Origin of the sequence: Parabacteroides sp. PF5-6 (genome assembly GCF_029504695.1) — a bacterium.
Lineage (GTDB): Bacteria > Bacteroidota > Bacteroidia > Bacteroidales > Tannerellaceae > QVMG01.
The window spans coordinates 44,466-70,445 of the sequence record NZ_JAQFIN010000010.1; the positions used below are offsets into that span (position 1 = coordinate 44,466).

Genomic DNA, 25,980 nt, shown 5'->3' on the forward strand with positions numbered 1-25,980 from the left:
GGATATCGTGAACTGGGGAAGCCCGGAAGGGCTTTAATATGGATAACCCCGGGTGCAACCCGGGGGGGGGGATCCATCTCACTCAAAGCAACCCCGAAAGGGGTTGAACCCGCTACGGGGTTCAGAGAGAGGGGGTGAGCCCTTCCCCCGGGTTGCACCCGGGGTTATCCATATTCTACCCCTGACGGGGTAGTGAGAGAACTATTTAATGTCTTCTAACGCTTTCTTGATCTTGTCGAAGATATCATCGATCGTACCGTTGCCGACGATAGAGACGTGCTTGCCTTCCTGGATATAGAAATCCGCCAGGGGAGCCGTCTGTTTGTGATACACTTCGAGGCGCGACTTGATCGTTTCCAGGTTGTCGTCCGAACGGCCGGATACCTTTCCGCGTTCCAACAACCGGTGGATCAGTTCGTCTTCTTCGACATGCAGGTTGAGCATGACCGAAACATCCGTTCCGCGCTCATTCAGCATCTTCTTCAGGGCAACGGCCTGCGGGATCGTACGGGGGAAGCCATCGAAGATCACTCCTTTGGCATTCTCTTTCTCATCCAACACCTTGGCCAGCATATCGACAATCAGTTCATCCGGAACCAATTGGCCTTTATTGATATATTCGCTTGCTACCCGGCCCAGCTCGCTGCCTTCTTTGATCTCTTTGCGCAATACATCGCCCGTAGAGATGTGGTCCAATCCAAATTCCTTAATTAATCGCTCGCTCTGGGTTCCCTTCCCTGATCCGGGAGCACCAAAAATTACTATATTCAACATATTTTTAATATTTAGTAGTTAGTAGTTGGTAGTTGGTAGTTAGTAGAAAATCCTGCATTGCGATTACTAACTACCAACTACTAACTACCAGCTACTCCGATTTAAGTTTATAAATATCCCGATAAGCCCGTCCCAACTCGTCGTAATCCAATCCGTATCCGACGATAAAATCTGTTGGGATCTCCAGACCAACATAGTCTGGAACCAAGTTACATCTCATAGCCTCAGGTTTATAAAGCATCGTAGCCAGGCGGACTTCCCGTGCGCCTTGCTCGCGCAACTTATTCATCACATATTGCATCGTGGTGCCCGTATCGATGATATCTTCCAGAAGGAATACCATCCGGTCTTTCACATCCACCTTCACCGGCATGATCTCCTGAACGCTTCCGGTCGTCGAAGTTCCCCGATAAGAGGAATAACGGGCAAAAGTCAATTCGTAAGGACCATTCAGTTCGCGCATCAGATCGGAAGTAAACATAAACGCTCCGTTGAGTATACTGACAAACAAAGGGTTGCTGTCCGCAATATCTGTTTTGATTCTTTGGGCCATTTCCGCAATGGCATTTTGTATTTTCTGCTCTGGGATAAACAGTTCAAATTCCTTATCCCATAAACGAATCCGATCCATAAACTCGTAATTTATTATTGATCGGCAAAGGTAAAGCTTTTTTTCCGGGTAAGCCTAAAAAAGGTTCAGGTTTCCGGGCTACGCCTTGATAGTTTTTTGTACGTTTGTGTGCAAAATAGATGTACCCATTAATTTTGAACTTCCATGATAAAGATATTCACTACCCGGCAACAGAAAGAGCTGGACAAATACACCATTGAGAACGAACCGATAGCTTCCATCGATCTGGTAGAACGTGCATCCACTGCGTTTGTACAGGAGTTTTGTCGCCGCTATTCCCGGCAGACCCGCCTGATTGTTTTTGCCGGACAAGGCAATAACGGCGCCGACGCGTTGGCGATCGCCCGCCTGTTGGCCGAAGATTCGTATACGGTCGAAGCTTACCTGTTCAACCCCACCCGCCAACTCTCACCCGAGTGTGAGCAGAATCGGCTCCGGCTGATCAACGAGAGCAATGTGGACTTTACGGAAGTTTCCGGCGAGTTTATCCCGCCCACCCTGGGCAAATGGGATGTGGTGATCGACGGGCTCTTCGGATCGGGACTCAACCGTCCGCTGGAAGGCGGTTACGCTGCCGTAGTGCAATACATCAACCAAACGGAAGCCACCGTGGTATCCATTGACATTCCGTCCGGACTCTTCGGCGAAGACAACCAAGCCAACCATGCGGATGCCATTATCCAGGCGGATCTCACCCTGACCTTCGGATCGCCCAAATTGGCTTTCCTCCTGCCCGAGAATGCCGCTTATACCGGCGAATGGAAAGTGATCGATATCGGCCTGCATCCGGTGATCACCGAAGAGATGCAGACGCCCTACCGGATGGTTACGGAAAACGATATCGTCGGCCTGATCCATCCCCGGGAGCGGTTTGCCCACAAAGGGAATTTCGGCCATGCCCTCCTGATTGCCGGCAGCAAAGGCAAGATGGGAGCCGCCCTGTTGTCGGCTAAGGCTTGCCTGCGGAGTGGCGCCGGACTGTTGACCGCCCATATCCCTCAGCGGGGAGAGCAAATCTTCCAGACCGCCCTTCCCGAGGCGATGTTGAGCTTTGATCTGCATATGGAACGCTTCACCCAGGTGCCCGAGTTGGCGCCCTATGCCGCCATTGCCATCGGTCCCGGACTGGGAAGCAGCTTCGAGACCGGCATCGCTTTTGAGAAAGTGCTCGAGCGCGCCGAAAAAGCCCTGGTCATCGATGCCGACGGTATCAATATCTTATCGTCCAACCCCGATCTATTCGCCAAAATCCCAGCCGGAACCCTACTCACCCCGCATCCGAAAGAGTTCGACCGCATCGCCGGCGACAGTCAGAGCGGCTACGAACGCCTGGAGAAAGCCCGCACCTTTGCCACAGAAAAGAATGTTTACATTATATTAAAAGGTGCGTACACGGCCTTGTGCACACCCGGAGGCGAGGTCTATTTCAACAATAGCGGCAACCCGGGCATGGCCACCGCCGGCAGCGGTGACGTACTGACGGGCGTACTATTGGGGCTGCTCGCCCACGGCTACCCGGCGGAACACGCCGCCCTCCTGGGTGTCTACCTGCACGGAGTCGCCGGCGACCTGGCCGCCGCCTTCTATTCCGAAGAAAGCATGCTGGCCGGTGATATCACCGAAATGCTCGGCAAAGCTTTCAAGCAGATCAATTAACAACCCCATCCCACGTCTGTTCACCTGCCCGAACAATACAGGTTGCTGATTCAGACAATGGAGAAAAATAAACGCTATAAATTCTCTACCTTTGCACTGTGAAAACAGTATTAAACAGCAAAAAAGAAATTGTGAACCGATACTTTATTTATCTGGCCTATAACGGAGCGAATTATTGCGGGTGGCAGGTGCAACCTAACGGGGTGACCGTGCAGCAAACGCTGGAGGAGGCATTGGCTACTTATCTGCGCCGGGAGGTGCCGGTGACCGGTGCCGGGCGTACGGATGCCGGGGTCCATGCCCGCTTGATGGTGGCCCACTTCGACTGGGAGGAGCCGATTGCCGATCCGGCGTTTCTGGCCGATAAACTGAACCGTATCCTGCCGAAAGATATTGTGGTGTACCGGATCGTTCCGGTACGTTCCGACGCGCATGCCCGGTTCGACGCCACTGCCCGTACCTATCGCTATTACCTGACGGAAAAGAAAGATCCGTTCACTTACGAATGGGTGTACCGGGTGCATAGCCGGCTCGACTTTGAAGCGATGAACGCTGTTTGTCCGATCCTGTACGACTACCTCGACTTTACCAGTTTCAGCAAACTGCATACGGATGTGAAAACCAATAATTGCCGCATCACCCATGCCGGCTGGGAAAAGCAAGGAGAAATATGGGTCTTTACGATTACTGCCGACCGCTTCCTGCGTAATATGGTACGCGCCATCGTCGGCACCATACTCGAAGTCGGCCGGGGCAAACTCACACCGGAAGGTTTCCGCCGCGTTATCGAATCGAAAGACCGGGGAGAAGCCGGTACTTCAGCTCCCGGACACGCCCTCTTCCTGGAAAATATCGTTTATCCAAACGATATTTTCGAATTGACAATTGACAGTTGACAATTGAATGCATAATTCTAATAACAAAGTATAAACTAAAACTATTAATTGTCAATTGTCAACTGTCAATTGTCAATTTACACGAAGTGTATGTGGTTACTCTTAGCTTTTTGTTCCGCCTTCCTGCTTGGATGTTATGATGTCAATAAGAAAGTCTCGCTGACGGGTAACGCGGTTATCCCGGTATTGTTTCTTAATACCTTGATCAGTAGCCTGATCTTGTTGCCGTTTATTCTATTGTCTTATTTCACACCGGTACTGGACGGGACGATGTTTGAGGTGCCCCGTGTTTCATTCGAAGTGCATGCTGCCGTATTTCTGAAAGCGGTGATTGTCTTGTCGTCCTGGCTGTTCGGCTATTTCGGGATCAAACATCTGCCGTTGACCATCACCGGACCGATCAAAGCGACACAACCGATCCTGACGCTGGTGGGTGCAATGTTGATTTTCGGCGAACGCTTGAACCTTTACCAATGGATCGGTGTGCTTTTGGCTCTTCTCTCTTTCTTCCTGTTGTCGAATGCCGGCAAAAAGGAAGGTCTCCATTTCGCGCATAACAAATGGATCTTCTTTACCATCATGTCGGTGATCACCGGGTCGCTTAGTGGATTATACGATAAACACCTGATGAAAAGCCTGGATGTGATGACCGTACAGGTGTGGTTCAATGTATATCAATGCCTGATGATGACGGTGATCTTGTTATTCTTATGGTATCCGCGGCGAAAAAAATCAACGCCTTTTGTCTGGCATTGGAATATCATCTTTATCTCCGTCTTTCTCTTAGCGGCCGATTGGATCTATTTCTACGCCTTGAGTTTCCCCGAGTCCATGATCTCCATCGTCTCCATGATCCGCCGAAGCAATGTGATCGTCACCTTCACCGCCGGCGCCCTTTTCTTCCACGAAAAGAACCTGAAGCGCAAAGCTTTCGACCTCTTTTTGGTGTTTTTAGGAATGTTATTTATTTATTGGGGAACACGGTAAGAGGGAATGCGTTATCTTTGTACATACATTAACGTGTTTATTTATGAAAATAGGAGATAGAGCAAAAGTAAATCCACGTCTTACCGGATTGGACGAGTGGGTAGAAGGTGTGGTTATAGATTTGGAACAGAATCCGTTTAGGGGATTGGTTATTGCTATAAAAGACGATCAGGGAAGAATCTTCTTTGGAGAAGCAGAATACTTCAAAAAGATAGAACTATGTACGCTATAGCATTTGATATGGCTGTTGCTGATCTGAAAGTTCATTATGGTGAACCCTACAATAACGCATACTTTGAGATTGGTAAGATATTAAGAAAATATGAATTCTATAATATACAAGGTAGTGTTTATGTTTCACAAAACCGGGATATGTCTAATCTCTTCGATGCTATTAACACCTTAAAAGAGATTGAATGGTTTGTGAGTTCAGTCAGAGATATTCGTGCTTTCCGTATGGAAGACTGGTCAGACTTTACACTTTCTGTAAAAAGAAAACAAAAATGAAACATACACTTTTAGTCTTTTTCCTTTCATATTTTGTCTCTCTAAATACTTACGCCCAGGATATGGCCACCCTCTTTTCGGGGATGCCGGATAGTTATCTGCCGCAGTTGGAGACGGCTTGGCGCAAGGACCTGGTCGATTTGTATAATTCCGGAAAGGAAGCCCGCTTGCAGAATATGATCGCGGGGCATTCCGAACTGAAGAAGCTGACGCCGGATTATCTGTTGTTGCAGACGACCGAGCGGAGCACGTTGGAGATGAAGCTCTTTCCCTTGGTGAATAATACGCCGATCATCTGTGTGGTCACGACCGTATATGGTCCGGTGGCGGATAGCCGGGTGGATTTCTATTCGCCGGAATGGGAACCATTGGATGCCGAGGAGTTGTTTACGCCGGCCTCCCGGGAGGAGTTCCTACACGCGGATGCCGATCGGCAAAGTGCGGCCTGGCTCGACGCCTTGTCGCTCTTGGATATGGAACTGATCCATTACCAATTGAATCCGGAGTCGCTCACCTTGTCGGCTACCTATACAACGCCTTCTTACCTGTCGGAAGAAGCCCGGACGAAGGTCGCCTCTTTTCTTCGGGAAGAGCCGAAAGTCTACACCTGGAATAAATATCGCTTGAAATAATTTCTTTCCTTAATCTGAGCTGGTTATGCGCAAATTATGTATGATCCTATTGGCTGTCTGTTGTTTGTCCGCAGCCGCCCAAGAGACGAAAAAGTATCTGAATATCGTGTATATCGGGAATAGCATTACCCAAGGGGTACTGATCGACAAGCCGAAACACCAGGCTCCCCCGGTCAAAGCCTGCCTTTGGCTGAAGAACCAGGCGGATATCGGTAGCGTGCGTTACTCCAACCAGGGGGTAAGCGGAAAGACAACCGTGGACTTCCTGCCCGCCAGTCAAACTTTGTTCCCGAAGGTACGCGAAGCCGCCGATGCGTTCGCCGATGAAGACTGGGCGGAACTGATCTTCTCGATCATGCTCGGCACGAACGACAGCGCCATCAAAGGACCCAACGGTTCGCCGGTCTCCCCGCAACAGTATTATACCAATATGCAGGTGATCCTCGATGAACTCCTCCGGCTGTATCCGCAGGCGAAGATCGTATTGCATAAACCGATCTGGTATAGCCCCAATACCTATAATAGTTCGATGTATCTGAAAGCCGGACTGGAGCGGTTGAATAATTATTTCCCGCAACTGGAAGCCCTGGTCGAGGCGTATGGGCAGACCCATCCCGGCCATGTCTTTATCGGAGATACCGAAGCCTCCGATTTCTTTCAGGCGAATTACGCGGAGTTCCTGATCCCGGAAGACGGCAATGCCGGTACTTTCTACCTGCATCCCAACGAAACGGGAGCTGCCCGCCTGGGTGAGTTCTGGGGCAAAGCCATCTATCGCATCCTAAAAACAGGCAATCACTGATGGCAAAAAAAAAGTTTTACGTCGTCTGGAACGGGGTCAATCCGGGTATCTATGAGAACTGGACGGACTGCAAACTGCAGGTCGAAGGCTACGAAGGCGCCAAATATAAATCGTTCGAGAGCCGGGAAGCCGCGGTAAATGCTTATGAGGCGGGCTACTTCGAATATTTAAAGACGGCCCCACCCACCTCCCCCAAGGAGAGGCTTAAAAGTGCGGACATCTCTTCAATCCCCCCTTCGGGGGGTGGGGGGGCTTCCATTGTATGGAACAGCATCTCCGTCGATGCCGCCTGTAGCGGTAACCCCGGCGATATGGAGTACCGGGGCGTCTACACCGCCAACAAACAAGAACTTTTCCGCATCGGCCCGTACAAGAAAGGCACGAACAACGTGGGTGAATTCCTGGCTTTGGTGCATGGCCTGGCTTTACTTCAGCAGAAAAAGAGCGACCTGCCCGTCTATTCCGACAGCATGAACGCCATCAAATGGGTGAAGAACAAGAAAGCCAAGACCCTGTTGGAGCGTGTCCCCGCGAACGAACCCATCTTCGACCTGATCGAACGCGCCGAGAAATGGCTCAAAACCCACACCTACAAAAACAAGATTCTCAAATGGAACACCGCCGAATGGGGAGAGATCCCGGCGGATTTCGGGAGGAAATGAATATGAAGATTATAGCCGATAATACCATCCCTTTTCTTAAGGGAGTCATTGAATCGATAGGGGAAGTGACGTACCTCTCATCCGGGCAGTTTACTGCGGAGGCTGTTCGCCAGGCGGATGTGTTGATTGTGCGCAGCATAGATAAATGTAGTCGGGCGGTGTTGGAAGGCAGCCGGGTGCGGCTGATCACCACGGCGACGATCGGCTTCGATCATATCGATACGGCCTATTGCGCAGAGGCGGGCATCACCTGGAAGAACGCGCCGGGCAGCAATGCACGCTCGGTTGCCGAATATGTATTGGCTTCGCTGATCCTGTTGTCGCTGCAAACGGGCGAACCGCTGGCGGATAAAACCCTTGGGATTGTTGGCGTAGGCCATGTCGGCCGTTGGGTCGAACAGCTCTGTACGGCGTATGGAATGCGTGTCTTGCGCAATGACCCGCCCCGGGCGAAAGAGGAAGGGCCGGAGGGTTTCGTCTCGCTGGAAACGATCGCTCAGGAAGCGGATATTATCACTCTGCATACGCCTTTGACACGCGAAGGGCAGTTCCCGACCGCTCATCTGATCCATCCCGGATTGGTCGACTCGTTTGCCCGCAAGCCCTGGCTGATCAATACCTGCCGGGGGGCTGTCACCGATACCGACGCGTTGTTGCAAGGCAGGGCAACCGGAAAGATCGGCGCCCTGATCCTCGACTGCTGGGAAGGTGAACCCCGAATCTCCCTTCCTTTATTGGCGCAAACGGCAGTTGCCACCCCGCATATCGCCGGCTTCTCCGCCGACGGCAAAGCCAATGCCACCCGTATGTGTCTCGAAGAAATCAGCCGTTTCTTCCGGATCACCATCAACGGCCTCGATAAGGTGGCCCCACCCGCGCCCCTCCAGCCGGTGATCGACCTGAACGCTTATGCGGAAAACCGGGTGGAACAGGCGATCCTTTCTGTTTTCGATCCCCGCCCGGTCGATCACGCCCTGCGTCAGGCGCCCGATCAGTTTGAATCTTTCCGCGCCAACTACCACCATCCCCGCGAATTCAAAGCCTATACCGTTACTCATGCTACAGCGACGGAGGCAGGGGTTTTGAAAAGGCTGGGGTTTCGGGTTTTTTGAGAAGTGAAGATTTTCCGGTGATAGCAGATGGACATTCTCGCTCCCCTTCTTAGAAAAGAAGGGGGGGACCGCTGCTTGCAGCGGTGGGGTAGTTTGAATGCTGGAATAAAAGATAAACACCTATCTCATACAAAATTAGGATCAAACTACCCCACCATCGCCTACGGCTCTGGTCCACCCCCTTCTTTTCTAAGAAGGGGAGCCAAGAATGTCCATCTGCTATCACCAGCCCATCTTCAAATTCCCTTCTATTTACCGCTCCGCGCCTACTAACTACTAACTACCCACTACTAACTACTGAAGAAAATCGGAAGATTTTCTTTAATGCAATTTCTAAACCATTGAAAATGAAGCATTAATATTCTCTCCAGAAACTACCGGTAGTTTGTGCACCAACTACCGGTAGTTTGTCGACAAACTATTAGTAGTTTGCGCGCAAAGTACCGGAAGTTTTTTACCCTTGATTTTAGGCAAGTATAAGAAACAGTAAATCAATCCATTATAAAGAGTAGGTATTTGTTGATAACTATCAACATATTTGTTGATAATTGTCAACAGATCTGTTGATAGTTATCAACAAATGTGTTGACGGTTATCAACAAGTGAATACTCCCGGCGAAAGTCTGGCTTATGCGCCTCGGCATACCCAAGCAAGCTTGGATCTGTATTCGGCTTTCACTATCTTTGATTCCATAAATGGAATCGAAGATAGGATACGCCTCAGCATAACTCAAGCGAGCTTGGTTCTGCGTTCGGCTTTCTTTATCTTTGTAAAAAATGATTTTTATGAAAAACAATGGGTTTACTTTTCGTAAGCGATTGAATAGCTTCAAATATGCTTTCCGGGGGATTGCGCGGTTGTTTACGCATGAGCCGAATAGTTGGATTCATCTTTTTGCGACGGTTTGTGTGTTGATTGCCGGATGGTGGCTGCGCATTGCTGCCTGGGAATGGGTGGCCGTTGTGGGGGTGATCGGTTTGGTTTTGGCTGCCGAGGCATTCAATTCGGCGATCGAAGCGCTGGGTGATGCGGTGTCGGAGGCGCCCAATGAATACATCAAACAGGCCAAAGACCTGGCGGCCGGTGCGGTCTTATTGGCGGCAATCATGGCGGCGGTAGTCGGGTTGATTGTTTTTCTTCCGAAGATATTGTAAAAAAGAAAATATGAGGGTGTATCAAAAGGTTCCTAAGTTTTAGGAACCTTTTGATACACCCTCATGGTTTTTTTCTGACTGATCAGGGCGTGTAGACTCCGCTATACGGATTCTGGTCGCCGGCGGGCCAGATATCATCCACTAAGGCGTCGTTGTTCTTCAACTCGTTTGATGGGAGTTGGAAGATAAAGCGCCAGGAACGGGCCGGGAATTGGTGGCTACCGCCATAGGCATCGTGGTTGCCTTCACGCAACAGGGGTTGCTGTGTGCGGACCAGATCGAACAGGGCATGACCTTCGCCATACATCTCTTTGCGGCGTTCGAGCCAGATGCCTTTCAACAATTCATCGCCGGATGCTTCTGTGCGTTTGGCATTACGCATATCCTGAAGGCTCCAAAGGAGTTCTTTCGCTTCGTTTTCTTTGCCCAGGTAAACGCAAGCTTCGGCGGCGGTGAGCAACATCTCTTCCGTACGCATGAAAACAATCGATCCCCGACAATCCTCTTTATCACGGAATTTGTAAGAGGCATAGATGATATCCCACCAGACTTCGAACTGATAGCGGATATCGTCCTGGTCGAACAATTCCACAAACTTATCGGCAGAGAACCAGCCGACGAACGAGAAACATTTGCGCGAACCGTTAGCCCACATCGCATAGGGTGAGTAGTCGCCCATGTTCTGCTCTTCGGTCTGACGCATCCCCCAGATCCAGGACGGAACGGTCTCGTCGCTGAAACCTCCCAAGTATTCTTCATTGGTGGTCAATGGATACTTGGCTAACAGCTTTTTGGCATATTCTTCACATTTCGACCAGTTGTGCATCACCTGGTAAACCTGTGCCAGGACACCCTGTACGACCGACTGGTCGAACGTATTGATCCGGCTGCCGCGGTTGTAGCCTTCCAGCATGGTTTCGGCAGCGGTCAGGTCGGCCAATACTTGGCGGTAAGTATCTTCCAGTGTGCCACGAGGTTTGCCTTCGGTCTGATCGGTTGTTGGTTCCAGGTAGAGAGGAACGCCGGGCATATCTTTCGCAATGATATAGGTTTGCTGAAAGAGGCGTGCCAGAGTGAAGTAAGCCCAACCGCGGATCGCGTGTGCCTGTCCTTTGATGTATTGCTTTTCGAGATCCGAGCCCGAGCAATTGTCGGTATACGCTAAAATGGAGTTGACATTGTTGATCAACCGATAGAGGAATTGCCATAACTGGCTGGAACGGTAGATATCGCCACGGGTTTCTCCCCAGTAGTTATAGTTGTACACGTACCATCCACCCCACATGATGACATCTTCGCCGCAAGCGTCCGAGATCATCTGGATGGAAGGAATACCGTAGTCGTCTTGCCGGTTGGCACCTCCGCTATTGTAGGCGCGCATATGGTAGTAGGATCCGTTCAGGGCAGCCTGTGCCCCGGCGATGGTGTTGAACACGTCGGTGTCGGCCACCGAAGTGGAAGGAGAGGTCTCGAGGAAATCACTGCATGAGGAGACCACGAGCGCGGTCAATACCAGGAGGCCGGTCAAACGAAGTGAATATATTATCTTTTTCATAACTTATATTCTTTTATGGATGAATGTCTTATAGATTTATCTGTATACCGAAAGAGATCGACTTGGTGGTCGGGAAGCGGTTGTCTGTCGTTCCGGAAACAGATTGTTCCGGGTCGGTTCCCCGTTTCTGTGCGTTTCCTAACGTCAGGATATTATCGCCCTGAACGAACAGGCGCAGGGAGTTGACATCGAAACGTGAAGTCAGCGACTTGGGCAATGTGTAACCCACGGTCAGGTTGCGCAAGCGGAAGAAGGTATTGTCGTACAAGAACTTGCTCGTGTACGATCCCATATAACTGGCATACTGGGTAGAGATACGCGGCAGCGAAGCGTTGGTATTGGATTCACTCCAACCGTCCAACATATCGGGGTGCATGCTGTAACCGGTACGGTAGGCCATCATCTGAGAATAGTCGCCGTCGTAGAGTTTGCCGCCAATGCTGTAATAGATCATAAACGACAGGTCGATACCTTTATAATACAGGTTGTTTGTCAATCCGCCGAAGATCTTTGGAATGGCGTCGCCCAGGTATTTTTTATGCTTGTCGCTGGTTACGGCGTTATAGTCTTCCGTTTTCTCCCGGCCAACCAATACTTCTTCTCCTCCAACGGTTTCATAAATATTCTTCCAATACTGGTCGCGTCCGTTTTCCGGATTGACTCCTGCATATTCGATGCCCCAGAAGTTGTAGCGCGATTCGCCTTCCCGCCATTTGAAATAACCGGAGTTGATCTCATCCTGCGGCAGTTTGGTGATCTTGTTCGTGTAGTGTGTACCGTTCAGATCGATGCTCCAGCGGAAGTCTTTGGATTGGAACGGGGTATAGCTCAGCTGGAACTCAACGCCCTGGTTTTGCACGTCGCCAATGTTACGGTCGATACTGCTGAAACCGGTCGACGGCGCCATCGGCATACCGAAGAGCAGGTCTTTGGATTTGCGCTTGAACCATTCGAATTCACCGTTCAGCTTGTTGAACAAAGCGAATTCCAATCCGACATTCAACTGAAGGTTGGTTTCCCATTTCAGGTCTTTATTCGCCAGGCGGCTGATCTTTACACCGGCATCGCTATAGTCGTTGTTGCCGGTAGCATAGAGTCCCTGATAAGCATAATACGTGCTCAGCTGGTCGTTACCCACGGCACCGTAGCTGGCTTTCAGTTTCAGGTTGTCGATCCAGTGGTAGGCGTCCATGAAATCTTCATTCGACATACGCCAGGAGGCACCTATCGACCAGAATTCACCCCAGCGGCTGTCCGGATGGAAACGGGAAGAACCGTCGGTACGGAAGCTACCCGACACATAGTAACGGTCTTTGTATTCGTATTCCACACGGCTCAACCAGCTCAACAGGCGGTATTTGTCGGAGTACGAACGCATGGAACTCATTTCGGAAGCCGAATCGATCTCGGTCAGTCCCAGGAACGGGAGACCTCTTTTGGCGGCTTGCAGATATTTGTAATGCATGGAATACGCCTCCTGTCCCAGTAATACGTTCACGCGATGATCGCCGAAAGTTTTATCGTAAGTCAACAGGTTGTTGATCGTATACGAAAGATTCTGTCTCGATTCTTTATATACTTCTCCTCCATAACCGGAAGCATAACCGTACTCGGGATTGGTGTATCCGTCGTATGTCCGGTTGTAATGGTCGACACTGAAGTTTGTGCGGAATTTCAGTTCCGGCAGGAAAGTGATCTCGATATAGTTACGTGTCGATACATTATTGGTCGTTTCGGGTGAGGGGTTATACGCGGCGTCGGCCAGCGGGTTCCAGGCGGTCCATGCCTGACGGTTATCTCCATAATCGTATATCTTGTTGCCATTGCCGTCGCGTTGGTAGTCTCCTGTTGCCGGATCCCATACATAGACCGGATAGTTCGGAGAGATGGTGCGCAGGAACCAGATCGTCGAGCTGTCGAGCCACACTTCCCGGCGGGAATGCGAAAGGGAGGTGTTGGTCCCTACCTTCAGCCAGTTCTTCACCTGGTAGTTCAGGTTCGAACGCAAGGAGAAACGCTCGAATTCCTGCGCGGCAAAAATCCCTTTATCGTTGACGTAACCGCCGGAGAAGAAGTAGTCCGCTTTATCGTTCTTTCCGCTGAAGTCGAGGTTGTATTCCTGACGCAGACGCGATTTGAGCACTTCATCCCGCCAGTCGCCCCAGTACATCAATTGGGCGTTCGGATCCATCTCGCCATTCAATCCTACCGGTTGATCGATACTGAACGGGTTGATCTTCAACTCATTCTTCAGATTGGTCGTAGCGTATTGATTGGCTTCTTCGGCCGTATAGCCTTGATCGAGGCGTCCGTTGCGCATGGCCCGCCAGGTCAGGGTCGTAAACTCCTGTGGCGACAGGGCGCGTGGCAGATCGACCGCCAGGTTGGAATAGCCCCAGGTCGAGCGGAAGTTGATCTGTCCTTTATCGGAAGCTCCCTTTTTGGTGGTGATCATAATCACCCCGTTGGCAGCGCGCGAGCCGTACAATGCGGTGGCCGAAGCATCTTTCAATACGGTCATCGACTCGACATCCGCCGGGTTGATCGCATTCATAAATCCATCGTAAGCCACCCCGTCGACCACATAAAGCGGAGAACTGGAGGCGTTCATCGAACCGATCCCGCGGATCAGGATCGAACCGCTATCGCCCGGTTGACCGCTGCTGTTGATCACCTGCACCCCACTACTCTGTCCTTGCAACGCTTGGGTGATATTGGAGGTAGTAATCTTCTCCAACGCTTCACTCTTAACGACCGTAGCCGATCCGGTGAACGTCGATTTCTTTCCCGTACCGTAAGCGACGACCATCACTTCGTCGATCGCTACGAAATCGGGTTCCAATACCACGGTCAGATGATTTCCGGTAATGGGTACTTCAATGGTTTTGTACCCTACATAAGAGAATTGGAGACTCTTGGTCCGTTCATTTACCCGGATCGAAAATTCTCCGTCCACATTGGTGGCGCCGCCACGCATGCTTTGTCTGTCCATTACTGCAACACCAATCATCGGAAGACCGTCTTCCGAGGATGTTACCTTACCTGTAATTTGCCTTTCCTGTGCCAGAATAAACTGTAACGACAGCACAAGAATAACTAAAACAACACTCAGTTTTCTCATATTACATTATTAATTAAAAAGGTAGATTATCTCTATAGAACTGGATCGGACATACTTATATCGGTACATAAGTATTCCTTTCACATTCGAGCATACATAATATATACCCGTGAACATGAATCATCACTGATAGACAATGATAACTTTATCGCTATTTCTCTCTTGTTTTATTCCTCCCTCATAGAAGAAAAACCGCCCGGCCCATACATAGATATAGGGGGTGTCTGTGATTTTTTCTTATGTAAGCGCTAATAGAGCACTAAGGGGAGGACATTACCCTGCTACTTGTGTTTCTCATGACATTGCGTTTTTTGTTTTTAAGTTTAGATTTTCAAATGATACACACTCTGTGTACGTGTTTTTTGCTAGATTAATCCGCCCAAATGTAGTGTTTATTTTAATAAATCCAAACTTTTACAAAAAGAAAAGTGATAAATGAATATTTCGCTTGGCTGTTGAGTAACAGTTTAATAACTCCATGCAAAGGCGCCGGCAGGTGTTCATTTCTAACCTGACTGTCCGGTATTGAACAGATGCGTTCTTGTTAATCGCCTTATTGTTAGCCTATTATTTTTATGGCATACTATTTGTTTGGCGAAGGGAAAATAAAGACAGATGTATGTATAAGCAATACTTCAAACAGGCATTGGCTTCCTTACGGGAGAATCCGCTGGTGAGTTTCTTGACGATCCTGGGCACGGCTTTATCGGTGGCCATGATGATGGTACTGGTATGGGTTTATCAGGTGAAGACTTCGTCGTTTGCACCGGTGTCCGAGCGGCATCGGATGTTGTATGTCAATATCATCGAAGGGATCAACGAACAAGGCAGTGGTTACCGGGGCGGCGCATTGGGTGTGCGCATGGTAAAGGAATGTTTTTATTCATTGACCACGCCCGAGACGGTGACGGCGGTCGGCACGAATGTACGTCAGAAACGGATCTCCGTAGCGGGAAACAAATTCGTGCGCGAAGGCGATGTGCGCGAGGTAGATCATCACTTCTGGGATGTGTTTGACTTCCGCTTTCTCAATGGCTCGCCCCTGACGGAGGCGATCTTTGCGTCGGCGATCCCGGCGGCTGTGATTACGGAGGATGTCGCCCGGCAGTTCTTCGGCACCACGGAGGTGGTGGGGCAAACCTTGCAGTTAGACTTTGTGGAGTATACGATCCAGGGCGTTGTCCACCCGGTGAGTGAAGCGGTCGGCGAGGCCTATGGTGAGATATGGATTCCTTATTCGGTGAATAAAGCGTTGATGAACGGGGATGCGGTCGAAGGGATCGGCGGGCAGTTGCGGGTGTGTATCCTGGCGCGGTCGTCGGCCGACTTCGCGAAAGTACGGCAGGAGGTGAACAGCCGGATCGAGACGTTCAATTCCGGACAAAAGGAGTTTTTTGCTAATATCTGGGGGCAGCCGTTGACCAGTACGCAGTTGATGTTCACCTTTATTCAAGGCGAGCGCATGAGTGGCACGTTTTCGGGCATGCTCTCGCTGGCCGCGCTCTTCCTGTTGCTTCCCGTCTTCAATCTGTTGGGTATTATCATTTCCCAGATCCGGAAACGCCGACCGGAGATCGGACTACGCAAGGCTTTCGGCGCTACCGCGCAGACCGTGACCGGACAGATCTTGGCCGAGAATCTGGTAGTTACGCTGATCGGCAGTGCGATCGGCTTCTGCCTGTCGTTGGCGTTCTTTTATATCGCCAAAGGCAGTTTGTTGGAACGGCCCGATGTCGACCTGCAATTGAATATGATCATCCAGCCGGCTTTGCTCCTGGTGGTGGTAGTGCTTAGTTTGCTTATCAACCTACTGTCGACCGGCATACCCGCCTGGCAAGCCTCACGTGCACAGGCTACCGATTCACTGAATGCAACAAATTAACACAACGCACTTATGATCAAGCATATCCTCAAACAAATATGGGTGGAACGCCGCCAGAACAGCTGGATCCTGTTGGAACTCTTGGTGGTTTTCTTTTTCCTACTGTTGATGACCGACTTTCTCTGGGTCAAACTGAAAAACTATATGGAGCCCAAAGGCTTTGATATTGAGCATACGTATATGATGCGGCTGAAGACATTGGAGCCGATCGCGCCGAACTACCTCGCGCCGGAGGAGAACGCGATGACTAAGGCGGATGAAGCGGCAGCGCTGGTCGACCGGATCCGGCAATACCCCGATGTGGAGGCGATCTCGCTCTCGATCTTTGCCGAGCCCTATTCGATGGGTGGCTTATGGAATGGCTTGCGTGCCGATACGTTGCATTCGCCAAGCATGCGCTGTCGGGTGGTTACGCCTTCGTATTTCGAGGTCTTCCGGATCCGCAGTTTCGATGGCACGCCTTTGCGCGTCGAGGCGGCAGGCAATAATCAGTTTGTCCTGACGCGCACCATCGCCGAAACACTCTTCGATACGGCGACCGATGCCCTGGGCAAAGAAGTGTATAACGGTACGAAAGAGGAAGAACAGGAAGTGCCCTTCCGGGTGATTGCCGTGAGCGAACCCCTGAAGCGGCAGGACTTCTATCCGTATGAACCGGCCTTTTACGAGATGCTGACGCCCACGCGCCTGAACGGGTGGCTGGCGACGAATGATATTACCTGGTTGAATATTTGTGTTCGTATTCATCCGGGCAGGGAACGGCACTTCGAAGAGATGTTCGAGGTGGAGATGGGCGACCGCTTGCAGGTGAACAACCTCTATGTCGCCTCCGTTGTCCCTTCGCATAAGTTCCGCGATGAGGTGGTGGGTAAGATGCTGCGTGAAGATGTATTGTTGATGACTTACGTGATGGTGTTTGTGTTGATCACCGTATTCCTGGGTATCTTCGGTACTTTCTGGCTGCGTACTCGCCAGCGGCGGGGCGAGATTGCGATCCGCATGGCGGCCGGTGCCAACCGGTCGACTGTCTGGAAGTATATGATTGTGGAAGGTTTGTTGTTGATCGTGCTCGTGATCCTGCCGGCGACATTGGTGTATATCAACCTCTTGTATAGCGATATCCTGGATACCTGGCGTTTGCCTTTCACTGCCGGACGCGTCGCGATAGCCCTCTGTTCTTCATTAATAATCCTCGTCCTGATGGTGATCGGCGGCATCAACTGGCCCGCCCGCCGCGCTGCCCGCCTCGAACTGGCGGAAGCCTTACGGGATGAATAAATAGCGGATCACCCCCCTCCTATAACAAAAAGAGGCTGGCCCTTTCGGACCAGCCTTTATTCTTTTCAGAAGAATTCAGAATAAAACTTATTCTGCACTTTCCGCAGCCGGAGCTTCTTCAGCCGGTGCTTCTTCCACTGCTGCTTCTTCAGCCGGTGCGTCTTCCACTGCGGCTTCTGCATTCGCAGCAGCCAGTTCAGCTTTCTTCTTGGCTACTTCTTCTGCTTTGGCTTTGTTTACTTCTTTTTCTGCTTCCAGACGAGCTTTCGCTTCGGCTTTGGCAGCTTCGCGCGCTTTGTCTTTCTCAGCTTGCAAGCCAGCTTGTTGATCTCTCTTCCAAGCTTCGAACTTCTGGGTTGCCGTAGCTTCATCGAAAGCGCCTTTTTTCACGCCACCTTTCAGGTGTTTCATCAGCAATACGCCTTCACGAGAAAGGATACTGCGCACTGTGTCTGTCGGTTGTGCACCAACTTCCAACCAATACAAAGCTCTATCGAAATCCAAATCTATTGTAGCAGGATTAGTGTTCGGATTATAAGAACCTACCCTTTCAATAAACTTTCCATCCCGTGGAGCCCTGCTGTCGGCGGCTACGATCTGATAAAAAGGATACCCTTTGCGACCGCGCCGTTGCAATCTTAATTTTGTTGCCATGTTTGAATAATTAATTTATGCTGTTTGTATTAGCGGGTGCAAAGATAAAGAAAAATCGGAAAGAAAAAGCATAACCCATACAAATAAGTTCGACCCGTCGTAAAAAAATCAGCAGAGAATGCGTCCATTATTGACATTTTGATTTGTTTATATGAAAAATTAAACGTAAGTTTGTCACTTTCTGCAACGCCAGGAACGCACAACACGATTAAAATCTAACATTTTATTATTGTGAAATACGACAGTCAAAAAACACAGTTCATCGATTTTCCAGAAACAGAGACCCCTGCCGTCAGCATCGGGATCATGATTGAAAACGTTTTGTCTTTCTTCTTTAACGATGAATATATCCACGTAGAGACAGGAGATTTTCTTGTCGGAGAGCAACGTGCCCTGCTTGTCAACGACAAGATTCTGTTCAACGGGAAACTTTACAAAGAATTATACTTCGAGCCAGTTTCGAAAAAGGCTTCTTTCGCGTTGAAAGAGGTGACGATCGGCAAAGGGTTCCACTGGGAACGGAAAGAAGATCAATGCTTCAACGGTGCATTGGATATCCTGATCACGGAGACCGGTCTATTGGCCATCAATGAGATCGATGTGGAAGACTACCTGATCAGTGTGATCTCTTCGGAGATGAATGCCACCTGCTCGAAAGAGATGCTGAAGACCCATGCCGTCATTTCCCGCAGTTGGCTGTTGGCGCAGATCGAGAAAAGCCGCCAGTTGGCCCAGGATCATACCCAACACATCGCCTGCTACCAGGACAGCGAACGCCTCATCCGCTGGTACGACAGGGAAGACCATAGCTTGTACGACGTATGTGCCGACGATCATTGCCAGCGCTACCAGGGAATCACCAAAGCCAGCACCGCCCGGGTAGAAGAAGCCGTCAGGGAAACCTCCGGCGAGATCCTGGCGCACGAAGAGCAGATCTGTGATGCCCGCTTTTCGAAATGTTGCGGTGGCGTCAGCGAAGAGTTCGAACACTGCTGGGAACCGGTGCATCATCCGTACCTGTCGGCCGTACGCGACAACCTGACCGAGACGACCCTCCCCGATCTGACCCGGGAAGAAGAAGCAGAGAAATGGATCCGAACAACTCCGGATGCGTTTTGCCATACCTCCGATCAAAAGATCCTTGCACAGATACTAACGGATTACGACCAGGAAACCCCTGATTTCTACCGTTGGAAAGTAGAATATACCCAGGCGGAACTATCCGCTTTATTCAATCAGAATATGGACGGCTTGATCAATCTCGGCCTGATCCGCGATCTGGTGCCAATCAAGCGAGGCACTTCCGGTCGGATCGAAGAACTGAAAATCATTGGCACCTGCGGCAGCATCATCATTGGAAAAGAACTGGAGATAAGGCGCATCCTTTCCTCTACCCACCTTTTCAGCTCCGCTTTTGTCGTCGACCGCCTCGAAGTCAAAGGGGGCATACCGGGACGCTTCGTATTGACCGGAGCCGGCTGGGGACACGGTGTCGGATTATGCCAGATCGGCGCCGCCGTAATGAGTACGCAAGGCCATACATACCGCCAGATCTTATCCCATTACTACCCGGGCGCCCAAATCAAAAAGAGATATTAGAATCACCCTCTTCTTTTGCACAAAAAAGGCCGGCAGCGTTTCCCAAAAGGCTGCCGGCCTTTTTCAAAACGCTGCCGGCCTTTTTCAAAACTCCGACGGCCTTTTCTGTGAAGGGGGAAACTTTTGTTGTTAAACGGCAGATGTTAACAAACGCAAATGCAAAACAGGGGTAAACCGATCACCCAAAACAGTTTTTCATTTTTTTACTTGCATCATACAGCCGGAATAGGCAACAATGTTAAACCGATCACTATGGGGACTCTCCAACAGGAGCCGGAAAGTTACTTACAGGAATTTTACTGCTTTTTTTGGCTCCCCAGAATAGCTATAGGTTTGATCTATAGGAACATGCAAAAATCCTGTATGATGTAAGTAAAAAAACGAAAAACACTGTTCGGAGGGTATTTTGGGGGGGAGCGTTCGTAAATTGCGCGCGCAGCGCGCTTTCAAATCTTTTGAGAAGTGAAGGTTTACGATATCGGTATCTCGGCTCCTCTTCTTAGACAAGAAGAGGGGGACCACGGCTTGCCGTGGTGGAGCAGTTTGATCTTCTGACAAATCATAAATACCTATCTCATACAAAATTAGGATCAAACTACCCCACCATCGCCTACGGCTCTGGTCCACCCCCTTCTTTTCTAAGAAGGGGAGCCGAGATAGTCCACTTGCTATTATCCTGCTCCTTCACATTTCCTTCCATTTGCCGCTCCGCGCCTACCAACTACTAACTACCCACTACCAACTACCGAAGAAAATCTTCAGATTTTCTTCTATTTGCCGCTCCGCGCCTACTAACTACTAACTACCCACTACCAACTACTGAAGAAAATCTTCCGATTTTCTTCGCAACGAACAATGCCGCATCACCAAACCGCTGAAAATGAGATATTAATATTCTCCTCAGAAACTACCGGTAGTTTGCGCACCAACTACCGGTAGTTTGGCGACAAAATATTAGTAGTTTGCGCGCAAAGTACCGGTAGTTTGAAAAAGGGAGTTCTGGCGCGCTTCAAACGCTCGTCATATCAAGAAAAAAGCCGCTGAACGATCAGCAGCTTTTTCGCAATGTTAACCTAATAGCCGATTTGATAAAATCGGTTTGTTTCACCTTCACAGGCTACTCCATTTTTTACTCACGTTGAATTCTATGCCAAAAGTCGACATTCTTTTTTATATGTACAATTAGAATAGACAATCCCCCCATTTTTGTCTGCGAATGGACCAATTCCACCCTTGAAAACCGGAATCTTTATTTTTTGTATCTTTGTCCCCCATGAACAGTTCCCTTATTTTAGTCATACTCATCGCCTACTTCGCGGTATTGCTTCTGATCGCCTGGATCACGGGACGGAAGAGTAGCGATAACGACGCGTTCTTTCTGGGCAACCGGCAGTCGCCCTGGATCATTGTCTCGATCGGCATGATCGGCACTTCGCTATCGGGCGTCACTTTCGTGTCGGTTCCGGGCATGGTGCGCGGCATCGACATGACGTATATGCAGACTGTATTGGGTTTTTTCGTCGGGTATATCATCATTGCCAAGGTGCTCTTACCTTTATATTATAAGCTCCAATTGACTTCGATCTATATTTATCTCGATCAGCGCATCGGCCGGAGAGGGTATAAGACGGGCGCTTCCTTTTTTCTCCTTTCCAAGATCGTAGGTGCCGCCGCCCGGTTGTATCTGGTCGTATTGATCCTGCAGACTTATGTGTTCAGCGCCTGGAATATTCCTTTCTGGGTGACTGTACTTCTTTGCATCGCTTTGATCTGGCTGTACACGTACCGAAGCGGGATCAAAACGATTATTTGGACCGACACCATACAAGCGGTCTGCCTGGTGGCCATGCTATTGGTGATCATCTGGCAGGTGAAAGAACGCATGGGGCTCGATTTCGCAGGCCTTGTAGAGACCGTGGCCAACAGCCCTCACGCCCGGATCTTCGAATTCAGCGACTGGCACAGTACGCAACACTTCGCCAAGCAGTTCTTTAGCGGCATATTCATCACCATTGTCATGACCGGGCTCGACCAGGACATGATGCAGAAGAACCTTTCGTGCAAAAGCCTCAAGGATGCGCAGAAGAATATGTACACGTACGGTTTTGCCTTCACGCCGGTCAACTTCCTCTTCCTTTCTCTGGGGGTATTATTGGTCACTTTGGCTGCGCAGCAGCAGATCGAGCTCCCGGCGTTGAATGATGATATCCTGCCGATGTTTTGCACGTCGGGGCTCTTGGGCGATTCGATCCTGATCTTCTTTAGTATCGGTATCATCGCCGCGGCATTCAGCAGTGCGGATTCGGCGTTGACGGCATTGACGACCTCGTTCTGCGTCGATATCCTGGGCGTAGAGAAAGAGGAAGCGCAGAAAGCCAAAAAGACCCGCCTGAAGGTGCACCTGATGATCTCGGTTCTTTTTGCAGTGATTATCCTTATCTTCAAGATGTTGAACAATCGCAGCGTGATCGATGCCATCTATATGATCGCGTCTTATACGTACGGTCCCCTGTTGGGTTTGTTTGTCTTCGGGCTTTTCACCAAGAAGAAGCCACGCGACAAATATGTTCCGTATATTTGCATCACTTCACCGCTGATCTGCTTCCTGACCGACTACCTGGTGAAGCAGTACACGGGGTATGTTTTCAGCTATGAGATGCTGATCTTCAACGGCCTGATCACCTTCACCGGTCTATGGCTCAGCTCTGAGAGCTCACCCCCTCAACCCCTTAAACCCTTTAAACCCCTTAAACCCCTTCAAAAATAAATAATATGGAAATCAAAAGCGCAGAATTCATAATCAGCAATACCGACGTCGAGAAATGCCCGCACGACGGCAAGCCGGAATACGCCTTTATCGGCCGGAGCAACGTGGGCAAGTCCTCGTTGATCAATATGGTAACCAACCACAAAGGCCTGGCGATGACCTCCCAGAAGCCCGGCAAGACGCAGTTGATTAATCATTTCCTGATCAACGCCGCCTGGTACCTGGTCGACCTGCCCGGCTACGGCTATGCCCAGCGCGGCAAGCAGGGTCGGGAAAATATCCGCCGCATCATTGAAGATTATATCCTGGAACGTGTCGAGATGACCAATCTTTTCGTCTTGCTCGACTGCCGCCATGAGCCGCAGAAGATCGATCTGGAGTTTATGGAATGGCTGGGTGAGAACGGTATTCCTTTTGCCATCATCTTCACCAAGACCGATAAGATCAGCAAAAGCCGGTTGGAAGAGAATATGCAGGTCTACCGCAACAAACTGCAAGAGACCTGGGAGGAGCTACCGCCGATCTTCACCTCCTCGTCGGAGAAGCGGGAAGGGCGCGAAGAGATTCTCCGGTATATCGACCAGATCAACAAAGAAATCGCACAGGAAGGATAGGTTTATTCTTTCGGTTTGCGGTCGAAGAAAGGATTTTTGCTGGATGCACTCACCGGAACAGCCATCACACACTGGCTGTCGCCCAACATCTTCAGGCGTTGCGCAGCCATGCCGGCACTGAACATCACCCGGGTATCGACCCGCATATCGGCCGCCACGCTACAAGCCGAGCCGATCGCGATACCTACATCGACCACATTGATCGCGCAAGGCACCGCTTCGGGTTTCGCTTCGCAGGTCGGGAAGCCACAATGCGCGCAGTTCAGCCCCTGAACCTTCTGGGCCGTACCGACAATCAACACGGCATCGGCCGATTTGAGGTTGTCTGCGTCGCGCAACAGGAACATCATGCCGGATTCTTCGTTGTAGCGGATCAATTCCTCCGACAGGCGGTCGATATCTTCCGCCGTCACAATACCCACTTCAATAATATCCGCCCCTTTACCTTTGGGTGCTGTCCGGGCAGCGCGAGCCATCGCACGGGCGGCGTCGATAACTAATTCTTTTCGGATCTCTCGTTCGTTCTGAACCATAGTTTTTTGTTTTTTAAAGCTGCAAATTTGTCATTTTTTCCGTAATAATAAAAGGATAATCCGGATATTCATAGATACTGAAGCGAGGTTCCGTCTTTCCTTCACAGTAATTCCAGATCGAGCGGTAGGCATCCACCCGCTCGCCCAGGGCTTCGAGCTGACGCAGGTAGTCGGCGATCGATTTGTTCTCGACGATATAGACACGCCCGATCTGATCGATGATCGGACTGTGTCGACGGCTGGCATCGTGATCGAAACACAGGATGCGCCGGCCGTCTGCCGTCAGACCGACGGTCCGGAAAGTCATGCTCTTCCCTATTCCCGGCAGGTTCAATACGTTACGATCGGTCGCCACGAAAGGCAAATGGTTCTCTTTCAGGAAACGGCGCAGGTATTTGTCCAGCGGTTGGCGGGTACGGATCAGTTCATCCAGTTCCAATCGTTTCTCTTTGGGAATAAAACCGAAGCGTTTCTCTTCATTCTCTTCCTGAAGTGAACGGCTGTTGGGCGCGAACACCGCGTAGTTCTCCCGAAAGCCCTTGACCGAGAAGGTATAATAGCAAACCACGCCCAGGGCGTTCAGTGTCTGACGCAGTTTGGCCGTATGCCCCCGGCGGGAAGCGGCAACGGTGAATACCAATTGGTTCGTGATGGTCCACCCTGCCGACAGGATCGCCTCGATGGCACGTTTGGCATCGGGAGTGACCTCCAAGGGGGTCTGGAAATGGGTCTGGATATAAAACTGTGTGACGCCGATCCGGGAAGCTTTCTCTTTGAATTCGCGCAAAACCTCAACCAGGTCATCGGTGATACGCATCGGCAGGTAGGCCAACAGGCGGGAACCCAGGCGGACGCGCTGCAACTCGGCATATTTCTCTCCATCCGGGCGGCTCTCGTTGGCACGTCGCTTACGAACAGCCATCCGGTAGACAGCATCCAGGATCTTCCGCAGGGTCGCGTTCTGGCTCATGAAAGCATCGCCACCGGTGATCAGGATATCGCGCAACTGGGCGTCTTCTTCGAAGTAATTCATCAGGCGGCTCAACTTTTTATCCCAGGTCTCTTTGGGTTTCAGGGCTTCCAGGTCGAAGTTCAAACGCTCGCTCTGGAACTCATACATCCGCTGACAGGACGCACAAAGGCCACCACAGGCCCTTCCCATCGAGTCCGGGATCAGGATCGCCACCTCCGGGTAACGGCGGTGGATATTATGGCTGCCCGGCAGCAGCCATCCGGCGGCGTTGGGCTCGTCTTTGACGACCAGATCCTCTTTCTCCCAGGCTTTGATCTGCCCGTAGGTATCGACCAGCTCCTGCGAATAAAGAATATACGAGCGGATGGACATATCGTCGTAGCCTTCCGCCGAAGTGTTCAATAAAGAGAGGTAATAAGGGGTAACAAAAAAGGGCATCCCCTTTTTCCGGGCCGTCAGAAGCAACTGCATCGTCTGCGGGGAAAGGGTATTGCCCAGAAAGGCGTTCAACTCCGTCGGACTCTTTATCGCCATCGCCAGATGGAAGCGGCTCGACTGCCACCAGCCCTCGACCTGCTGGTATTTCTCCTCTTCTGTCGCACCTTCGGCGAACTGATAGCGCGAAGTGGGCGAATGATGGCGCTCGATCCGGCGGATCAAGCTGCGGATGATCCGGTCTTTGTTGGCTTTTCGCACTTCGCGCACCTCTTCGTCGAGGCCAGTGGGCCAACGGGCCATTTGTTTTTTCAACCGTAAGGGATCGTACACAACTTCCGGCTCTTTCTCCAGGAGTAAGAACTGATGATATAAATCGATGATGGCATCGGGCGATAGGGTTGGCCGGGGGTTGCCGTTCAGAAACTCCCATAGGTAGCGGATGGTCTGAATCGTACGCCGCTCTCCGGTAGACAGTTCGTCGATCATGCGCCCATCGTACGCGATAAATAGCAACAGCCGGTCGACAACTTTCGCATTGCCGGCAGAAGAGGAAACATAATATTTTAACGATTCTTTGAAATGTTCGAAACACTCACCTTCTCTGGCCAGAGAGGCTAATGAGGGAAATGTACGGGTGAATTCCTTTTTTAATTTAATCAGATCGGTTTCGTAGAGCTCTTTTATAAGCATAAAAATATCTTGTTGATTACATTGTTAGTTCCTTCGCAGGAATGAAGTCCTACAAATATAAC

22 protein-coding genes are annotated in these 25,980 nt (G+C 50.5%); 15 read left to right on the forward strand and 7 right to left on the reverse strand.

The features are described from left to right. Positions 1–201: 201 nt before the first annotated feature. The gene (locus M2133_RS11825) at positions 202–774 is read right to left on the reverse strand and encodes an adenylate kinase (protein WP_277466347.1); all 573 of its coding nucleotides are present in this window, start codon (positions 772–774) and stop codon (positions 202–204) included. A 91-nt stretch (positions 775–865) separates the two neighbouring features. After that, positions 866–1,405 (reverse strand): hypoxanthine phosphoribosyltransferase, encoded by a 540-nt coding sequence (gene hpt, locus M2133_RS11830; RefSeq protein WP_277466348.1) that lies wholly within the window; start codon positions 1,403–1,405, stop codon positions 866–868. Positions 1,406–1,549: 144 nt separating this feature from the next. On the opposite strand from hpt, the gene M2133_RS11835 reads away from it, so the two are divergent. From M2133_RS11835 to M2133_RS11880, 10 genes are all read left to right on the forward strand, one after another. After that, positions 1,550–3,061, forward strand: a complete 1,512-nt coding sequence (locus tag M2133_RS11835; protein ID WP_277466350.1) for an NAD(P)H-hydrate dehydratase — start codon at positions 1,550–1,552, stop codon at positions 3,059–3,061. Positions 3,062–3,192: 131 nt separating this feature from the next. Continuing rightward, positions 3,193–3,957 (forward strand): tRNA pseudouridine(38-40) synthase TruA, encoded by a 765-nt coding sequence (truA, locus tag M2133_RS11840; protein WP_277466351.1) that lies wholly within the window; start codon positions 3,193–3,195, stop codon positions 3,955–3,957. A gap of 90 nt (positions 3,958–4,047) precedes the next feature. Next, positions 4,048–4,944, forward strand: a complete 897-nt coding sequence (locus M2133_RS11845) for a DMT family transporter (RefSeq protein WP_277466352.1) — start codon at positions 4,048–4,050, stop codon at positions 4,942–4,944. A 43-nt stretch (positions 4,945–4,987) separates the two neighbouring features. Further along, on the forward strand, positions 4,988–5,176 hold the full coding sequence (locus M2133_RS11850) for a hypothetical protein (RefSeq protein WP_277466353.1): 189 nt from the start codon (positions 4,988–4,990) through the stop codon (positions 5,174–5,176). Further along, positions 5,164–5,451 carry a virulence protein gene (locus tag M2133_RS11855; RefSeq protein WP_277466354.1) on the forward strand — a complete coding sequence of 96 codons (288 nt, stop codon included), beginning with the start codon at positions 5,164–5,166 and terminating at the stop codon, positions 5,449–5,451. Before M2133_RS11850 ends, M2133_RS11855 begins: the two co-directional genes overlap by 13 nt. Next, the gene (locus M2133_RS11860; protein WP_277466355.1) at positions 5,448–6,083 is read left to right on the forward strand and encodes a DUF3256 family protein; all 636 of its coding nucleotides are present in this window, start codon (positions 5,448–5,450) and stop codon (positions 6,081–6,083) included. Before M2133_RS11855 ends, M2133_RS11860 begins: the two co-directional genes overlap by 4 nt. A gap of 25 nt (positions 6,084–6,108) precedes the next feature. Next, positions 6,109–6,885: a GDSL-type esterase/lipase family protein gene (locus M2133_RS11865; protein ID WP_277466356.1), complete on the forward strand. Its 777-nt coding sequence runs from the start codon at positions 6,109–6,111 to the stop codon at positions 6,883–6,885. Next, positions 6,885–7,547 carry a ribonuclease H family protein gene (locus M2133_RS11870; protein WP_277466357.1) on the forward strand — a complete coding sequence of 221 codons (663 nt, stop codon included), beginning with the start codon at positions 6,885–6,887 and terminating at the stop codon, positions 7,545–7,547. Before M2133_RS11865 ends, M2133_RS11870 begins: the two co-directional genes overlap by 1 nt. Before the next feature lie 2 nt (positions 7,548–7,549). After that, positions 7,550–8,659, forward strand: a complete 1,110-nt coding sequence (gene pdxB / locus M2133_RS11875; protein ID WP_277466358.1) for a 4-phosphoerythronate dehydrogenase PdxB — start codon at positions 7,550–7,552, stop codon at positions 8,657–8,659. Between the two features lie 786 nt (positions 8,660–9,445). After that, on the forward strand, positions 9,446–9,814 hold the full coding sequence (locus M2133_RS11880; protein WP_277466359.1) for a diacylglycerol kinase family protein: 369 nt from the start codon (positions 9,446–9,448) through the stop codon (positions 9,812–9,814). 82 nt (positions 9,815–9,896) lie between these two features. On the opposite strand, the gene M2133_RS11885 is transcribed toward M2133_RS11880, so the two are convergent. Both M2133_RS11885 and M2133_RS11890 read right to left on the reverse strand, forming a co-directional pair. Beyond that, positions 9,897–11,369, reverse strand: a complete 1,473-nt coding sequence (locus M2133_RS11885) for a RagB/SusD family nutrient uptake outer membrane protein (RefSeq protein ID WP_277466360.1) — start codon at positions 11,367–11,369, stop codon at positions 9,897–9,899. Between the two features lie 28 nt (positions 11,370–11,397). After that, positions 11,398–14,490 (reverse strand): TonB-dependent receptor, encoded by a 3,093-nt coding sequence (locus M2133_RS11890; RefSeq protein ID WP_277466361.1) that lies wholly within the window; start codon positions 14,488–14,490, stop codon positions 11,398–11,400. A 619-nt stretch (positions 14,491–15,109) separates the two neighbouring features. Here M2133_RS11890 and M2133_RS11895 point away from each other — a divergent pair. Both M2133_RS11895 and M2133_RS11900 read left to right on the forward strand, forming a co-directional pair. Further along, a complete protein-coding gene (locus M2133_RS11895) occupies positions 15,110–16,372 on the forward strand; it encodes an ABC transporter permease (protein WP_277466362.1) in 1,263 nt (420 codons plus the stop codon). A gap of 12 nt (positions 16,373–16,384) precedes the next feature. Then, on the forward strand, positions 16,385–17,650 hold the full coding sequence (locus M2133_RS11900) for an FtsX-like permease family protein (protein ID WP_277466363.1): 1,266 nt from the start codon (positions 16,385–16,387) through the stop codon (positions 17,648–17,650). Between the two features lie 87 nt (positions 17,651–17,737). Here M2133_RS11900 and M2133_RS11905 read toward each other — a convergent pair whose 3' ends face one another. Continuing rightward, positions 17,738–18,304, reverse strand: coding sequence for a 30S ribosomal protein S16 (locus M2133_RS11905; protein ID WP_277466364.1), 567 nt, complete (start codon positions 18,302–18,304; stop codon positions 17,738–17,740). Between the two features lie 306 nt (positions 18,305–18,610). Here M2133_RS11905 and M2133_RS11910 point away from each other — a divergent pair, with 306 nt between their 5' ends. The 3 genes from M2133_RS11910 to yihA all read left to right on the forward strand — a co-directional run bounded on the left by M2133_RS11910 (position 18,611) and on the right by yihA (position 23,284). Further along, positions 18,611–19,903 (forward strand): SpoIID/LytB domain-containing protein, encoded by a 1,293-nt coding sequence (locus M2133_RS11910; protein ID WP_277466365.1) that lies wholly within the window; start codon positions 18,611–18,613, stop codon positions 19,901–19,903. Positions 19,904–21,176: 1,273 nt separating this feature from the next. After that, the gene (locus M2133_RS11915; protein ID WP_277466366.1) at positions 21,177–22,670 is read left to right on the forward strand and encodes a sodium:solute symporter; all 1,494 of its coding nucleotides are present in this window, start codon (positions 21,177–21,179) and stop codon (positions 22,668–22,670) included. A gap of 5 nt (positions 22,671–22,675) precedes the next feature. Beyond that, the gene (yihA, locus tag M2133_RS11920; RefSeq protein ID WP_277466367.1) at positions 22,676–23,284 is read left to right on the forward strand and encodes a ribosome biogenesis GTP-binding protein YihA/YsxC; all 609 of its coding nucleotides are present in this window, start codon (positions 22,676–22,678) and stop codon (positions 23,282–23,284) included. Between the two features lie 2 nt (positions 23,285–23,286). On the opposite strand, the gene M2133_RS11925 is transcribed toward yihA, so the two are convergent. Then, a complete protein-coding gene (locus M2133_RS11925) occupies positions 23,287–23,817 on the reverse strand; it encodes a DUF2148 domain-containing protein (protein ID WP_277466368.1) in 531 nt (176 codons plus the stop codon). Positions 23,818–23,830: 13 nt separating this feature from the next. After that, positions 23,831–25,918 (reverse strand): KamA family protein, encoded by a 2,088-nt coding sequence (locus M2133_RS11930; protein ID WP_277466369.1) that lies wholly within the window; start codon positions 25,916–25,918, stop codon positions 23,831–23,833. Positions 25,919–25,980: the final 62 nt, after the last annotated feature.

Excerpts from the sequence above, each read along its gene's own strand:
- M2133_RS11855 (WP_277466354.1), top strand. The coding sequence starts at position 5,164 with ATGTACGCTATAGCATTTGATATGGCTGTTGCTGATCTGAAAGTTCAT.
- pdxB (WP_277466358.1), top strand. The coding sequence starts at position 7,550 with ATGAAGATTATAGCCGATAATACCATCCCTTTTCTTAAGGGAGTCATT.
- hpt (WP_277466348.1), bottom strand. The coding sequence starts at position 1,405 with ATGGATCGGATTCGTTTATGGGATAAGGAATTTGAACTGTTTATCCCA.
- M2133_RS11835 (WP_277466350.1), top strand. The coding sequence starts at position 1,550 with ATGATAAAGATATTCACTACCCGGCAACAGAAAGAGCTGGACAAATAC.
- M2133_RS11900 (WP_277466363.1), top strand. The coding sequence starts at position 16,385 with ATGATCAAGCATATCCTCAAACAAATATGGGTGGAACGCCGCCAGAAC.
- M2133_RS11880 (WP_277466359.1), top strand. The coding sequence starts at position 9,446 with ATGAAAAACAATGGGTTTACTTTTCGTAAGCGATTGAATAGCTTCAAA.
- M2133_RS11870 (WP_277466357.1), top strand. The coding sequence starts at position 6,885 with ATGGCAAAAAAAAAGTTTTACGTCGTCTGGAACGGGGTCAATCCGGGT.
- M2133_RS11845 (WP_277466352.1), top strand. The coding sequence starts at position 4,048 with ATGTGGTTACTCTTAGCTTTTTGTTCCGCCTTCCTGCTTGGATGTTAT.
- M2133_RS11860 (WP_277466355.1), top strand. The coding sequence starts at position 5,448 with ATGAAACATACACTTTTAGTCTTTTTCCTTTCATATTTTGTCTCTCTA.
- M2133_RS11885 (WP_277466360.1), bottom strand. The coding sequence starts at position 11,369 with ATGAAAAAGATAATATATTCACTTCGTTTGACCGGCCTCCTGGTATTG.
- M2133_RS11850 (WP_277466353.1), top strand. The coding sequence starts at position 4,988 with ATGAAAATAGGAGATAGAGCAAAAGTAAATCCACGTCTTACCGGATTG.
- M2133_RS11915 (WP_277466366.1), top strand. The coding sequence starts at position 21,177 with ATGAACAGTTCCCTTATTTTAGTCATACTCATCGCCTACTTCGCGGTA.
- M2133_RS11905 (WP_277466364.1), bottom strand. The coding sequence starts at position 18,304 with ATGGCAACAAAATTAAGATTGCAACGGCGCGGTCGCAAAGGGTATCCT.
- M2133_RS11890 (WP_277466361.1), bottom strand. The coding sequence starts at position 14,490 with ATGAGAAAACTGAGTGTTGTTTTAGTTATTCTTGTGCTGTCGTTACAG.
- M2133_RS11865 (WP_277466356.1), top strand. The coding sequence starts at position 6,109 with ATGCGCAAATTATGTATGATCCTATTGGCTGTCTGTTGTTTGTCCGCA.
- M2133_RS11925 (WP_277466368.1), bottom strand. The coding sequence starts at position 23,817 with ATGGTTCAGAACGAACGAGAGATCCGAAAAGAATTAGTTATCGACGCC.
- yihA (WP_277466367.1), top strand. The coding sequence starts at position 22,676 with ATGGAAATCAAAAGCGCAGAATTCATAATCAGCAATACCGACGTCGAG.
- M2133_RS11930 (WP_277466369.1), bottom strand. The coding sequence starts at position 25,918 with ATGCTTATAAAAGAGCTCTACGAAACCGATCTGATTAAATTAAAAAAG.
- M2133_RS11825 (WP_277466347.1), bottom strand. The coding sequence starts at position 774 with ATGTTGAATATAGTAATTTTTGGTGCTCCCGGATCAGGGAAGGGAACC.
- M2133_RS11895 (WP_277466362.1), top strand. The coding sequence starts at position 15,110 with ATGTATAAGCAATACTTCAAACAGGCATTGGCTTCCTTACGGGAGAAT.
- M2133_RS11910 (WP_277466365.1), top strand. The coding sequence starts at position 18,611 with ATGATTGAAAACGTTTTGTCTTTCTTCTTTAACGATGAATATATCCAC.